A 14,702-nucleotide genomic window follows, 5' to 3' on the forward strand; every position below is an offset into this window, starting at 1 on the left:
TGGTAATATCCCTCTAAGAACGGCAAACCCGTCAAGCGGAGGAATCGGCAAAAGATTAAAGACCCCTAAACCCAGATTCATCAGCACAATTGATTGGAAAATTAGTCTGATTATACCACTCCATGCAGAACCGTGGATCCAATGCATCGTCAAATACCATAAGACAAACGCTACAAACGCGGTAATTAAATTCATGATTGGACCAGCCAAAGCAACTTGCATATGCCCACGCCTCATATTTCCTTTATAATAGCGCGGGTTGGTCATTACAGGCTTAGCCCATCCAAATTGATATAAGAGGGCCATCAGCGTTCCGAAGAGATCTAAATGCACAAGAGGGTTTAAGGTTAAGCGCCCTTGACTGCGCGGGGTTGGGTCTCCCAAACGATCTGCCACCCAAGCATGCGCAAACTCATGAAAGGCAAATCCAATCATCAAGGCAGGAATATTGGCGATAATGGTCGGTAAATTAAAACCAAACAAAGGCTTTCCTCCTTCTAACGGCGGGAACTAACCCACTGACTTACTATTGCCTGCTCTTCTTCCAAAGTGTGAATCCGGCCTTGAAGCCAAGCCTGGCGCACTTGATCAAGGATTTCTCCGATTACTGGCCCCTGTTTAAAACCCATCTGAATCAAAGTTTTTCCATCTATGGACATATTAATCTTTTGACAGGCCTCCAGATATTCGGTAATCATTTGCTTAAAACGTTCATCTCGAGCTAAAACCATCAAGACTTCCTTTGGGATTTTGTTAAGCAGTTGATCCAACTCATTTAAAGTCAATGGCTCCGCTAAGGACTCACGCAGATGTACAAAGGTCATGGTTACATCTCTGAGCGATCGACTAAAGCATACATGGTCAAGCACATTCATAATACTTGCCGAGTCCATTTTAGAAACAGCAATTAACCAACGCACGTGTAAAGGCCAATTGGCGCTGTTTTGAATATCTTCTATGTCAAAGTTCCAATCATAATCCTTCCCAAACCACGCTTTGAACAAACCGCTCCTGATTAAAGTCTGACCCATATCGAGATAATTTTTTTCGTTAAAAATGAGCAGGATTTCTTCTGTAAAACGTTCATTGCTGAGTGTCGAAAGGACGCCTGTGTCTATCGCCGTATATAAGGCTTCAAAGGTCTCTTTGGCCAAATTAAAATGATAACGTTCAGCAAAACGTATTGCCCTTAACATACGAGTAGGATCATCAATGAAGCTAATATTATGTAGAAAACGAATTAAACCTTGCTGTAAATCCCGTTTACCACCATAATAATCCACAAGTTCTCCAAAACGCTCGGTGTTCAAGCAAATTGCCATGGAATTAATCGTAAAATCACGCCGAAACAAGTCCTCCCGCAGACAAGATTCCTCGACCTGAGGAAGGGCTCCAGGAAAAGAATAATATTCCCACCGCGTACTAGCTATGTCTAGATGGCTCCCATCAGGGAAAACAATCTGGGCTGTTCCAAACTTTTCGTGTTGGGTGATCTTTCCATTGGGAATACGCTGCATCAAGGCCCGGGCAAATTGACCACCGTTTCCTTCAATTACAAAGTCTAAATCCTGAGTGGGGAAACTCAGGAGTAAATCTCTAACAAATCCCCCTACTATATAAACGGCACACTCTTCTTCCTCCGCGGTATCTCGTACCGCTTCAAAGAGATTCTGTACCTCTTTCGGTAAGCGTTCCATCAAATCCAAAATATCTTGACGCATTGCGACACTGCGTTCTCGAGCAAGTTGCGTTTCAATAGGAACTGCGCTGCCATGAACGAGACGCAAAACATCGGACCGTGAGACAATGCCAACAAGATTACCCTCTTCAATCACAGGAAGGCGCCCAATATCGTGCAAGACCATCAGACGCTGAACTTCATCCAAAGGTGCCTCTACATCCACCGTAGTCACCCTTGTGGTCATAAAACCCTTCACTGGCGCGTGTTGCAGACCGTGTTTAATCGCCTTATCGACATCTCGCCGAGAAATAATTCCCACTAAACGCTCATCCACAGTGACAGGCACTCCTGTGTGCCCATAACGCAATAGAATTTGTTCGACCTCGCCTAACTTCGTATCGGGCGAGACGGTCTTAACCGGAAAACTCATCATATCCCGAGCCAGGTGAGGTCGTTTAGCACGGCCCTGAATAGCTGACCGCAGTTGTTTCAGGACAACAGGCAGTTCGGCGTCCTTGATGGTGGCAGAAGCCGCTCTCGGATGACCTGCCCCACCAAATAACTGTACCAACCCATTGACCGCTAACCCTCGTCCTTTCGAACGACCTACGAGATATACCCGGTTCTCCATCTTGACCAACAAAAATAGCGTATCAGCACCTTCGAATTCCCCAACTCTGTGAGCCAATAAAGCGAGACCACCAACATAATCCTTAGTCTCAGCATACGAGAGATACACTGGTAACCCATCAAAAAATTCCGTTTGTCCTTGGACAAGCAATTGTTGTAATAACTCTTTTTGTTCCTCAGCCAGCGGCCGTCGTAAATATTCAGCAATAACCCCTAAATTCGCACCTTGTTCTAACAAATAAGCCACAGCTCGAACATCACGGACTGTGGTACTATCAAACAATAAACTCCCCGTATCGTCATAAATTCCGATGGCAATCAACGTCGCTTCAAAACTACTTAAGGGTAACCCAAACCCTACTAACTTTTCAACGAGGAGAGTTGCACACGCTCCAACCGGTTCAATAACCATTCCCAGTTCGGCCTTGCCAGCATAGGGATGGTGATCATAAATCTCGACCTCAACCTGAGGAATTCGAGCGACCTTTTCGCCCAGAGTTCCGGCTCGATGCAGTTCATGGGTGTCAACTAAGATAACTCTTGAAACATCTTGGACGTTAATATCCTGAGCTTTGCGAAACCTTAGTTGATCCTTATATAGCGCCAAAAAATCTTGAACATAAAGATTCGGTTTACCATCCATCACCAACACGCTGTTCGGATAAAGTTTTTGGGCGGCCACCATCGACGCTAATGCGTCAAAATCGATTTGGCGATGAGCCAAAATTATATCCATACCTACATCCTCAAATTCCTTATTAAGGCACATTCAAGAAAATAACAGTCAGTATGCCAGTCTATTTCGTGTCATACTACGTCGGCATGTTCACCTAATAGCCCTGCTATGAGGTAAACATACCTCCGTCTGACGCAAAAAATCCAAGGTATCTTTGACTTGTTATTTTCTTTCATATGCCTAAAGGATTTATTTTTTAAATTATAACATCTAAAACCTATTTACAGCAACTTCAAAGGGATAGCTCAGCTTGTTGCACGACATTTCCTATTGATTTGACTTTTTTGTCTTATTGCATATTAATCTTGGGACGATCTAATTGAATTGTTCCGGCAGCCGTAGAAATCTCTAAATCGATTTTCGTCTTCGCTTCAGTGTAGTTCGGACTGACCCAGTTTTTATCCTCTAACAATAAACCTGAACCCATGAAATTAGTATTAGTCGCCACTCCATTTAAGCCAATTCTCAGCCCGACATTTTCAGGAACAACTAACGTCAGTTTTGAAGCACCACTGTCAATTTTTCCTTGAGTGGCAATCTCGGTATCCCCAAATTGAAGTTCGAAATTACTTGCCCCAGTACTGATTTTAAGATCCTCCACCGGAAGTCGTCTTAAATCAATCGTTCCATTGATCGCCCCAGCCGTAATATCTAAGTCGTTGTGTGCCTTGGTCGATAAGTTAAGCGCTAAACCGCTCCGATTGCTCTTATTGGTGTTTCCTCCAAATGAAGCAGTAGAAAGTGTGACAGCTAAGGTGTCTCCTAATTGTTGGCTACTTAATTCCGACCCGTTAGGCTCTGGGGTGGAACTCTCGCTCTTCCCTTGATAATTCCCATTCATGAGTACATGTTCACTGTTCCCGGGATCTAAGGCCTGCACTTGAACCTGCGATCCCCCCAACTTAAGGTTGACTTGAGCTTTTTTCACTTCAGCCGGCAATGGTACGTTCAAGGACTTAGTAACTGTCGTACCACTCATAAAAGGTATATTCACTTGCCAAGGTATAGGCTTATCTCCTACGGCAAGGGAGTATCCGGCTATGCTCAGAATAAACACGAGCAAAACAGCGCTGAAAGGAATCTTTCGACTAAACAACAACCCAATTCCCGCTAAGATAAGGACTAACGGCCATAACTCAACAACATGAAACCAAAAACTCCAGGATAAGATACCGTAATTAAGCAGGAAGAAGATAACTCCAATTGTGATCAGCAGTAGCCCTCGGCTAATCGAATCAAAAGCTCGTCTCATTTTCTTTCCCCCCGCCAAATAATAGCAAGGCCTATTATGATAAGAAATAGAGGCCACATTTTGCTCATATCAAACCAGTACGGGAGCACACGTTCTAATAGAAAGAAAACCCCTAAAGTGACTAAAATTCCGCCAGCAAATTTCGTACGTTTCTCATGATTTTCATGTCTGTCCAAACCCTTTGTTTCTAAAACTATATCGGGCTCTATTTCCCTCACAGCATCCCCAGTCACACGATTATGCTGCTCTGTACGCCCATGCTGGTTAACAGGATTAACTGGAATAATCACCCAAGCAGCCAAATATGCTAAGAAGCCCACACCCCCGGCAAACGTAGCTACTAGCACAATTAGTCGCACCAGAGTGACATCGACACTGAAATAGTCGGCAAGTCCTCCACAAACCCCTCCGAGCATCTTCTCGCCTGTCGAACGGTATAATCTTTCTGTCATGTTCGTTCCTCCTATAACTATTGCTTAGTTTTTGTCTACATTCCTATTACGGTTAAGTCGGGTTAAATGTTTCAGGTAACTATAAAAAAATTTTATACAACCCACCTATTTAGCTGTCCTCAGTAGTGACCGTTAGATCGATCTTAGAATTAAGACTTATATCCAGAAACTTGAACTAGAAAATAAAAAACACCAAACCTGAAAAGGCTTGATGTCCTATTTTTAAGGAGAATCTCTTTTACTAGATACTGTCGTTAATTTCTTCCGTTGCATGTTCAATCTCTTCGGCAGACATCCCGTCTTTACCTAAATTAAACTTGATTGCATCGGACCAGAAAGCACATTTTGCACTTATTTTTTTAAACGTTTTAGCATTAACTTTACTCTCTTTTGCTCTAGCATCTGCATTGGACTGTACAATCGAACAAATGTAAAGAGCTTTTATGCGGTTTTCTTTATCCAGGTCACTGAACGTTTGGTTAAGTTCTGCAATTAGATTGCGGTAATACTCCGAAAACTCCTCGAAAGGAATTTCAGTTTCCATGTGTAAGTATTCTTTTAACTTCTCAAGTAGCTTATCCAATGTCCACCCTCCAAAAATCTGCCTTCTAACAATCTTATATAGTATATAACTATATAATTTAAATGGCAAGCAAAAATCACCCGTTATTTCAACCACTTTTTCTTTATAAAATAAGCCATGACTACTATTACAATGAGAGCTGATAAGGTGTAAAAAATGACAATGCCATAAGTAGTATGAATTAACGGCATAACTTCAAAATTCATCCCAAAGAAACTAGTCAACAGATTAATCGGCAACAGAATGGTAGCTAAAAGCGTCAGCAGCTTCATAATATCATTGGCATGGTTGTCAGTCGCCGCTTGATACGCCTCTCTCAAACTCTCAATCATTTCATGCGTTTGGTAAATATCTTCGATAGCGCGCTTCATTTCAAGCATTAATTCTTCATGGAGATCTCCATACTTCAATTTTGTAATGTTTTTTAGCTGAGCAAACACACCTTGATTAGCCTTCAAGGATCGTTTTAACCCCAGTACACGACGGTGCAAGGTGATAATCCGGTTAAGTTGCCAAGAACGAGGAGCAATCAGAATTTCCTCTTCTATTAGGTCCATTTGGTCTTCGATAACTTCTAGGCTTTTTTGATGGTGACGTAATAATCTTAAGCCTAAAGCGCAGGCCAACTCCAAGGGATTCGTCAGAATACCGCGTTGGGCCCATTCATCCAGACGTTCTGGCGAAAACCCATTCCATCCCAGCAAAATAAAGACCTCCGAAGTGAGAATGAAACGAATCGGACGCTCTTTCCTTTGTTCATCAATATCTCGAAAACAAACATAATGAATATTAGGGCTCAATTGATCAATATGCGGACGAAAAATTAAAGAGGCTTCTTTAGATTTCCCTTTTGATTCACCGACTTCACGCGCGCGCAAGCGTTCAATCCATTCCGCCAGTTGGATATGATCCGGCAATAAGAGGGGAATCTCATTCCATTTTTCAAGTCCCAGCACAAAGAACTTGAAACCTGCCTCCACTCCTCTAGATTGCGTCTCTTGTCCCCTGATAGTTTCTAAACCGTTTAGACCAATAAGGTATTCTTCCATTAAACAATGTTTCCCTTCGTTTGGGATATTTATTGTAAATTTTTCAATCTATATACTATAACATATCAGGAGCACGATTCCTCGTGTTTTGGTCTAATCAACGTTACACTTTACCCTAAATACTACTAAAAATTTCAATGTTAATAGCTATCGTGTCGAAAGGGGAATCGCTACAAATGATTCGAGCTGCTATTTTTGATCTCGATGAACTCATATTGATCTCGAGAAAATTCATAAAGCCGCAGAACGTCAAATCTGCAGTGATTATGGTTATTCTTTTGATAGCCTTTCTGAGGGAATCTCCCCGCTCGAAGGGGTAGTTTTTGAGTTCTCCTACTTCGCTATCGTTGAATTAACATCGGTGTTAAAGAACACTGAACTTGTCTTTCCCTCTTCCAAAAGACGTTTGGTCACATCACGAGACCTCCGAGGGTTAACCTTCCAGTAACTGATATCATTTTCAATGAGAAAATTGCCTGGTAGGGTTTGAGATGAGATCTCAGGCTTTTCAAACCGTAGAAAGATATTCGCCAGCGACCATAGTTGAGCTAACGAAAGATTAGTTTCTACAGATTTTTGTAGTTGAGGGATAAGCCATGGCAATTTAGTAATAGTTTTGACTTTCATGAATTCCTTTCCCATGGCTTTCAGGACTGTCTGTTGCCGTACTGTCCGCGATATGTCAGCTAAGGCATCATGACGAAACCTTGCATATTGCAAGGCCTGTGTTCCATTTAAACGTTGTGTTCCCTTTGAAAGGTTAATCACGCCATCAGACAGATCCCCCGTTACATAATGCATATCTTTTTCGACGTTGACAGTTATTCCTCCCAGGGTATCAATAATCGATTTAAACCCTGTAAAATTCGTAAGAACGTAGCCGTCAATAGGCTGGTCAATCAAACCTTCGACTAAAGCTATAGTTGTAGTAAGTCCTTTGCCGACCCGCGCGGCTGCATTAATTTTGTTTTTTCCATAACCGGGAATAATCACTTGAGTATCTCGAGGAATCGAAATAAGCGCTATTTTACCGTTTCCAGTATTTACACTGGCTACCAATAGGGAATCCGTGTTGCTAAGCGATGTTTCATCTGGTCGACGATCCACTCCGATTAAAAGCACCGTAAAACGATTTTTCTCAAAGGCTGAGTTAGGTGCGGGGGGAAGTATTGGCGTAGGGGTAGGTGTAGGTGGCGTGGCCTCGGGGGTGGGTGAAGAGTCATTAACATCATCTGCTATTGGATTATTTTTGCCGCTTGTTTCTACATGAGCCTCCTCTGTAATTTTACTCGATTCTCCCTCCCCCTGCTCATTTGCAAGAAGCATGGGTTTTTTATCTCCTGTAACAGGACTCGCAAGAATAGCACCCAGAACTAAGCCGACACACAGTAGAAAAGCGAACTGCATAATTTTCTTATTAGCCTTAAAGATCCGGGAAATCGTCCTGCCGTCATATTTATTTCCCTGCATCCGAGTCCACTCCATTCAAAACTTCTTTTCTATAGCATCAAACAATTTTGAATGAAATATTCGAATTTTAAAATGAAATATTTAGTAAAAACGCCTACAAGTATAGGAACTTTAATTAATCTAATCAACGGTTTCCATAATTCCCCTTGTTTTTAATCCACTGGTAGCACCACAGGTATATTTTACATATACTACCAGTATAAAGGAGGAACTTATATGGATTTTCTGAAAAAAATACTTTCTAGAAATAATACAACTGAAGAAATCGACATTAACCCAGAACAAAGTATAACCCTTTCCAACGATTATCAAGAGGATACTCCAAAAAATTTTCAACCCGCACCGACATCAGTCAATCTTATGAGTAGATTCTTCCGTACCCAAAAATTGTCCCATTCCGAGCCTCCCGAGACTCTTCACGAAAATGAAGCTTGGGCACCAGAAACTGAATTTGTTGGGCTCTTTCGTAAACACAGGTTCAATGCCAAGGAATATCCTTTCTCTTCTTCCGATCCCCAATAACTACAAGTTCGAGCTGTATTCAAATAGCAAAGCATTATCTTCGATATGAATTTAGCAATCTTTACTTGTTAAGGTGGGTGATTTTTAAGAAAGGGGAGACTGACATTGAACCATGGGCCCCGTGTATATACCCCAGTATTACGAAGTCCTCTACTTTTCCATCAAAATACTACGCTTTCCACTCCCACTTATTATACTACTCGTCCAACCACCGCTTCATCAGCAAATGGTTTATATGTCAACCGTCCTTCACCCTATAATAGCCAATCTCAATACACGGTTGGAGCCCCAATGCCTATTCGTCCTCAATTCCATCCCCAATCTTATCCTTATTATTCAACTTTACCCGGGCCCACAATTCCTTCGCCACTGCCTTACGTCTATTCTCTTCCTAACGCCACTTATGCGCCGATAGTTGCCTCTAACGGGTTAGCCCTCATTCTAATTGCAACTCTTATATTGGTTGCACTTGATCTTATGATCGTTCGCCCTCAAAAAACGGCAATATCAAGGTCCGCGGTCCGAATGTAACTTATCGCTAGTGTAAAGAAACAAAAAAGGGTCTATGAACGTCAAACAACGCTCACGGACCCTTTTAGACATTTTACCGACTTGCCATTTGCAAATATTTTAACCGAGCAGGCAGAATATCATTCCGCAACAAGTCTGCATGAGTTTCACGTTTTACGATCACATCGGCATGACCGCCCTCCACAAGGACCACCCCGGGCCGTGTCAGTCGATTATAATTCGATGACATAGAATAGTTATAAGCACCTGTACAAGATACCGCCAGCAAATCTCCAGATTTGACTTTAGGCAAATCAATATCCCAAATCAACATATCTCCAGACTCACAACACTTTCCAGTAATGGAAACAACCTCCGCCGCATCTTCTTTAGCGCGATTAGCCAGCACTGCCTCGTAGCGCGCTTGATAAAGTGCTGTCCGTGGATTGTCTGCCATCCCTCCATCGACAGCAACATATTTTCGCACACCCGGGATTTCTTTAATAGAACCAACTGTATACAGCGTGGTTCCTGCTGTTCCAACAATTGAACGACCGGGCTCAATAATAATTTTCGGGCGTGGAAACTTCTGATTCTGACAGGCATCCTCTAAAGCATCCTGCACAGTTTTAGCATAATCTGAAATCTGAGCAGGTTCATCTCCAGACGCGTAATAAATTCCAAATCCTCCACCGAGATTCAACTCGTGCAGGAGGTAACCCGTGCGCTCATGGATATCTGCCATATAATCGATCATGATCTGAACTTCATGCCGAAAGGAATCTAATTCAAAGATTTGTGATCCGATATGAGCGTGAATCCCTTTGACAACGAGGTGCGAATAGGATAAAGCTAAATCAAAGGCCCGATCTGCGGTGCCATCAGTTAATGTGAAACCAAATTTCGAATCAATCTGACCCGTTTGAATGTACTCATGCGTATGTGCTTCAATCCCAGGTGTCACCCTGAGGAGAACATCTACCCTTTGATTTATTGCTTGAGCGAGATCATTTAACATGCTCATTTCATAAAAATTGTCTACAACAATTCGCCCAACACCAGCTTTAATTGCCATAGATAACTCTTCACGGGATTTATTATTGCCATGGAAATAAATTCGCGCAGCAGGAAAATTCGCCTGAAGGGCTGTATAGAGTTCTCCCCCAGATACAACGTCTATGCCTAAATCCTCTTCATCAAGAATCCTGTACATAGCCAGCGTAGAAAACGCTTTAGAAGCGTAAATAACCTCCGCATTTGTCAGACCTTCGATAAAGGAACTGTGGTACTGTCGGCAAATGTCCCGAATATGGGCTTCATCCATGATGTATAGTGGCGTTCCAAATTGTTTAACTAATTCTACTGTGTCACATCCACCAATCTCTAAATGTCCTTGCTCATTTACTAGTTGAGTACCGTGCAGCCTCATTCCTCTTCCTCCCTTTTTGTCTATAAGTTAGTTTTTATACAAAAAATAAAAACGGTAACAGAAGGAAATCCTCCGTTACCGTACATGCGCACAGAACAATGACCCTCTTCTCCTGTTGGGAGTAGTTCTCCACGCGATGTAGTGTCTAAAACATCACGTGACAGTCCTGCAGTTCTTAACCACAGACCCAGCTCCAAAAACTACGCAATTTTTGGACTTCGGCGAAATCCCCTTTTCCACGGTCTCATCAGTTTACGCAGCTTCCTCCATGGTACTTTTGTCATTCGCGCCTCTACCACACCTCTAAAGAGATGAGGCATTATTAAATTAATTTAAGTATATCAGACTTCTCAGTAAAGGTCAAAATATATTTACTCAGGGGCTGTGCTAAAACTTGTTACTATATTTTTCACATCCCCACTTTTGCTTCTATATCATCAAAACACAAGCGTCCTCACTCCACTTTTATAGTGAAATGAGGACGCTTATTGATTGTTGTAACCACTTAAAATTTTGGAGACTGAGTTTTCACACATCCCCTTGCAGAAGACTGAAAGAACTTTGGACTCTCGATTTACCTATAAAGATCTGTTTGTTTAAGCCCTCTGTTTCTCTTCCTCACCTTCTGGTAGACCCGCATCAGTTCCAGCACCTACTGTGGTCGACCACTTTCCACAGCGATCTCCCCACCTGGCTAGACTTATCCCATCTTGCATGATTTCTACAACTTCGCAGCGATTCGCACACCCTGAACATTCAAAACTTTTAGCTTGGAATTGGGTCTCGCCCAAGTGTAAACCACGAAATCCAGTCCTTGTTTCTGGTCGTCTCCCCACTTTTTCTTGCGCTAAGTACGCTGCCCCTAAGGCGCCCATCACACCATAATGTTCAGGTACAATTATTGATTGGCCCAACTCATTTTCAAAGGCTTTACATATACCAGGGTTTGCGGCCACACCCCCTTGGAAAAAAATCGGTCCCCGAATGTCTTTATTTTTGCCTACGTTATTTAGATAGTTTCGCACCATCGCCTGACATAGCCCTGCTAAAATATCAGGAAGTGGGTGCCCGAGCTGCTGTTTGTGGATCATATCCGATTCTGCAAAAACAGAGCAGCGCCCAGCAATCTGTACAGGATGCTTTGCTTGAAGAGCTAACGAACCGAACTCCTCGATAGGAATACTCAACCGCGCTGCCTGCTGATCCAAAAACGACCCTGTTCCAGCTGCACAAACCGTATTCATGGCAAAATCAGAAACGACTCCATCTCTAATAATGATGATTTTTGAGTCTTGACCTCCGATTTCCAGGATAGTTTGCACCTGGGGGTTAACCCGCGAAGCAGCCACAGCATGAGCTGTAATCTCATTTTTTACAACGTCCGCTCCTAATAAGGTGGCAGCAAGCTGACGTGCGCTTCCTGTGGTTCCGACCCCAACAATTTCGGCCGAATCCCTCATTTTAGTTCTTAATAGTTTAATTCCTTCTTGAATTGTTTGCATGGGACGCCCTTGTGTTCTTAAGTACAGGGCCTCTTCCACCGTATTATCCGACCGTAGCAAAACTATATTTGTACTGACTGACCCAACGTCGACGCCCAGAAAGTATTTATCTTCCCCCAACACCAAACACTTCCCCTCTTGTTTGTCCAATTCCTCTTTGCAGGCGTGGTCTTTCCAATAGATCCACAAATGCTTCCAAACGGGTTTGCATCCCTGCTTGCCCGGTATGTTCATCAACGATAAGAGTCATAATCGGCACCTTATACGCCTCTTGAACTCTCGGTAAAACACTGGCTGCCACAATCTCAGGCATGCAAGATAGAGGGAAAATCTGAATAATCCCATCAAAGCCCTCCCGTGCAAATTTCACGGCAGCTCCAACTGTTTCCTGACCATGTCCTCCTACAAAATGAGGTAAAAATGGTTTGGCATGGCCTGGATAGGATTTAATGGATCGGTATCCTGGGGCCAGACCTTGAAATACATGATTGCCTACCCACCCTGAAAGATAGATAGAACGATCTACTTCCACTCCCAAACGTCCAAGTTCTTCTTCTAGACCCAATGAAGTATAGGGATCAAGAATCGTGTAGATCTCACCAATAATTCCTATCCGGAGTGGTTTGTTAAACCCTTCAGAAGGAGTATCTACCTTCTCTTGGCTTTCATGAATACTTTCTTTTACCCAACGAACGGTCTCCTGAACTCCTTTAACCGTCATCGTTTGCGCCAGGAGTTTTTTAGCATCTTCATAAATTTTTTCTGTTTCCATTGAATTAGGGAGTCTTGGTCGAGCAGCATGGATCAAATCTTCGACTTGATCCAAAGCGACACTTTTGAGATAGGCAAATCTCAAAGCCTTTATGATCTGGGCCCATGAGTTGTTCGTTCCAGCTAAATAACGGATCCGTTTAGCCAGTCCAAGTAAGCTTCCATTGGGCGGCTCAAGAGTAACTACATCGTAATTATACCCTGCACTCTGCAGGATCTGCCGTTCCATTTCTCCATAATAACCAAATCGACAAGGACCAATCCCGCCTGTGATCACAATCGTATCTGCCCCTTCGTCAGCCGCTTCGATATAATTACCAAGATTTAATTTCAAAGGCAAACAGGCGGATTCAGGTGATAACCTTGTACCCAGATTTAAGGTTCGTTTACTGTTAGTTGGCGGGACCACCACCTCAACATTGAGTGATTCAAAGAGTGTTTGAATCACGATCCAGGCGTTCCCCATATGTGGAAACGTAACCTTCATGGACCCTCCTCCTTTCGACCATATCCAGAAAGGCTTCAAGCCGAGTGACGAGGCCGGCCTCACCGCTGTGTTCGTCTAGAGTAACCACCATATAAGGTTTATGTTGTTCCCTAGCTTTCCAAGCTAGAAGTTCTTGAACCATGGAGTCTGTCCCACATCCAAAACAGGATAGATAGATGATCCCGTCGATTTCGTGATCTCTGACAAACTTATTTCCTGAACCAAAGATTTGTTTAGCGTGATTCCAAAACAACTTTTTTCTTAGCCCCAGCAAATGACTTTCTACGTCTTCTTGACTAACGTGTTGCACCAATTGTACTTCCGTTTTCTCACGGAGGCGACCAAGCAGGTTCAAGTTCGCATAAGATTCTTGCGTTAGGTAAGAATGTCCAACTAAAGCAATTCTCAGACGATCAGGGTTCTGCTCTTTTAATGAGACCGCAGATGTTGAAGTCCTGGCGCCCTGCCCCCGCCCACATTCAGGCGGACTTGTAGAATCCTTTAAGTCCTTTTGGGCACGCTCAATCTCCCGAATGCTCTCCTCAAAATCCCACCCTGCCCCCATTGAATCTTGAAAACGCTTTTGCCATTCTTGACCAAGGGTAAAGGCCTCACGAATCTCCGCCTTGTTCTTGCCAAGTTGACGGCCGAATACCTGAAGGTCTTTTAGGACCTGGCGTTTACCTTTCCGCCAATTTAAAACTACAGTAAGGACAGGGATTCCTGAGGGAACTGCAGACAATAGGCTCTCGGGAATGCCCAGGAATTTGGGACAGGTGTATGTATCTGGCTCAACACTAACCATACGAGGCAAGAAAACGGCATCGACATCACTTAACGCCTGGATATGACCCGCAAGCAACTTCAGCGGTAGACACGTTTCGTCACTTGCTTTCTTTAAACCTTGTTCCATGATTTGGCGATGTGTGGCTGGGGAGGTCACTACCTCAATATTCAGGCGATGAAAAAAACCAGCCCAGAAAGGGTAATAATCAAAATAAAAAAGTGCACGCGGAAACCCTATTTTCACTATACTGGCATCCTTCCCTGTATCATTCAATTTCTAAACCAACTTTTAAAAGTTATTTTTTCAAGGCGGAGTTAGATTCAACCTTTACCGCTTCAAGAAAAATCGCGGAGGATGAAGATCGCCCCTTACGAAGCCGTCAAGGCCCATAAGCCCACAAACACTCGAACCTCATGCATCGAACTTCACGCCTCTATTTTGGCTGACGGTCTTGATCTTGCGGTTTTAAGACGCTTGGGCGCTGGTTCTTAATGGGAACCGGCGAACGCATCATAATTGTCCCCAGGGCTTTAATGTTTAAGGGCAGGAGAGGCCAGAGATAAGGCACGCCAAACGACTTTGTCCGCCATAAGAGAAAGAACAAGAGAGCCGCCCCAATCCAAAAGCCTATGAAATTAAATAGGCCCGTCATAATTATCAGAAATAACCGCGCCAGTCGATTGGCCAAACCCAGCTCATAACTGGGAGTCGCAAAGGTTCCCACAGCAGCAATAGCGACATACATAACCACCTCAGGAGTAAATAGCCCAACTTTAACCGCGATATCCCCAAGCATAAAGGCGGCAATCAAACCTAAAGCCGTTCCCAAGGGACCCGGGGT

The 14,702-nt window shown here is 43.3% G+C and carries 13 protein-coding genes and 1 riboswitch; of the genes, 1 reads left to right on the forward strand and 12 read right to left on the reverse strand.

Translation table 11 applies throughout. The features are described from left to right. The 7 genes from DSBG_RS19730 to DSBG_RS19760 all read right to left on the reverse strand — a co-directional run. A partial coding sequence (locus DSBG_RS19730; RefSeq protein WP_068966469.1) for a site-2 protease family protein occupies window positions 1-435 on the reverse strand: 435 nt, incomplete at its 3' end. Window positions 436-497: 62 nt separating this feature from the next. Beyond that, window positions 498-3,047, reverse strand: a complete 2,550-nt coding sequence (locus DSBG_RS19735; RefSeq protein WP_068966447.1) for a CBS domain-containing protein — start codon at window positions 3,045-3,047, stop codon at window positions 498-500. 289 nt (window positions 3,048-3,336) lie between these two features. After that, window positions 3,337-4,299, reverse strand: a complete 963-nt coding sequence (locus DSBG_RS19740; RefSeq protein ID WP_068966449.1) for a toast rack family protein — start codon at window positions 4,297-4,299, stop codon at window positions 3,337-3,339. Further along, on the reverse strand, window positions 4,296-4,751 hold the full coding sequence (locus DSBG_RS19745) for a PspC domain-containing protein (RefSeq protein ID WP_068966451.1): 456 nt from the start codon (window positions 4,749-4,751) through the stop codon (window positions 4,296-4,298). The genes DSBG_RS19740 and DSBG_RS19745 overlap by 4 nt, the downstream gene beginning before the upstream one ends. Before the next feature lie 241 nt (window positions 4,752-4,992). Further along, a complete protein-coding gene (locus DSBG_RS19750; RefSeq protein ID WP_068966453.1) occupies window positions 4,993-5,334 on the reverse strand; it encodes a hypothetical protein in 342 nt (113 codons plus the stop codon). 83 nt (window positions 5,335-5,417) lie between these two features. Continuing rightward, on the reverse strand, window positions 5,418-6,383 hold the full coding sequence (locus DSBG_RS19755; protein WP_068966454.1) for a magnesium transporter CorA family protein: 966 nt from the start codon (window positions 6,381-6,383) through the stop codon (window positions 5,418-5,420). Window positions 6,384-6,716: 333 nt separating this feature from the next. Next, entirely contained in the window at window positions 6,717-7,868 is a 1,152-nt protein-coding gene (locus tag DSBG_RS19760; RefSeq protein WP_083236989.1) for an LCP family protein, read from the reverse strand. A gap of 201 nt (window positions 7,869-8,069) precedes the next feature. Here DSBG_RS19760 and DSBG_RS19765 point away from each other — a divergent pair, with 201 nt between their 5' ends. After that, window positions 8,070-8,375, forward strand: a complete 306-nt coding sequence (locus tag DSBG_RS19765; protein WP_068966457.1) for a hypothetical protein — start codon at window positions 8,070-8,072, stop codon at window positions 8,373-8,375. 604 nt (window positions 8,376-8,979) lie between these two features. Here the strand turns inward: DSBG_RS19765 and lysA are convergent. From lysA to DSBG_RS19790, 5 genes are all read right to left on the reverse strand, one after another. Then, on the reverse strand, window positions 8,980-10,314 hold the full coding sequence (gene lysA, locus DSBG_RS19770; protein WP_068966459.1) for a diaminopimelate decarboxylase: 1,335 nt from the start codon (window positions 10,312-10,314) through the stop codon (window positions 8,980-8,982). A gap of 114 nt (window positions 10,315-10,428) precedes the next feature. Continuing rightward, a riboswitch (Lysine riboswitch) is annotated at window positions 10,429-10,617 on the reverse strand. Between the two features lie 293 nt (window positions 10,618-10,910). Continuing rightward, a complete protein-coding gene (locus DSBG_RS19775; protein WP_141694385.1) occupies window positions 10,911-11,936 on the reverse strand; it encodes an acyl-CoA dehydratase activase in 1,026 nt (341 codons plus the stop codon). Continuing rightward, the gene (locus tag DSBG_RS19780; RefSeq protein ID WP_068966461.1) at window positions 11,923-13,074 is read right to left on the reverse strand and encodes an acyl-CoA dehydratase activase-related protein; all 1,152 of its coding nucleotides are present in this window, start codon (window positions 13,072-13,074) and stop codon (window positions 11,923-11,925) included. Before DSBG_RS19780 ends, DSBG_RS19775 begins: the two co-directional genes overlap by 14 nt. Continuing rightward, window positions 13,016-14,104: an acyl-CoA dehydratase activase-related protein gene (locus DSBG_RS19785; RefSeq protein WP_068966464.1), complete on the reverse strand. Its 1,089-nt coding sequence runs from the start codon at window positions 14,102-14,104 to the stop codon at window positions 13,016-13,018. The genes DSBG_RS19780 and DSBG_RS19785 overlap by 59 nt, the downstream gene beginning before the upstream one ends. Window positions 14,105-14,294: 190 nt before the next feature. Next, window positions 14,295-14,702 (reverse strand): spore germination protein (locus DSBG_RS19790; RefSeq protein WP_141694384.1); only part of this gene is annotated, 408 nt, incomplete at its 5' end.

It is taken from the genome of Desulfosporosinus cupriresistens (genome assembly GCF_001707885.1).
Classification (GTDB): domain Bacteria; phylum Bacillota; class Desulfitobacteriia; order Desulfitobacteriales; family Desulfitobacteriaceae; genus Desulfosporosinus.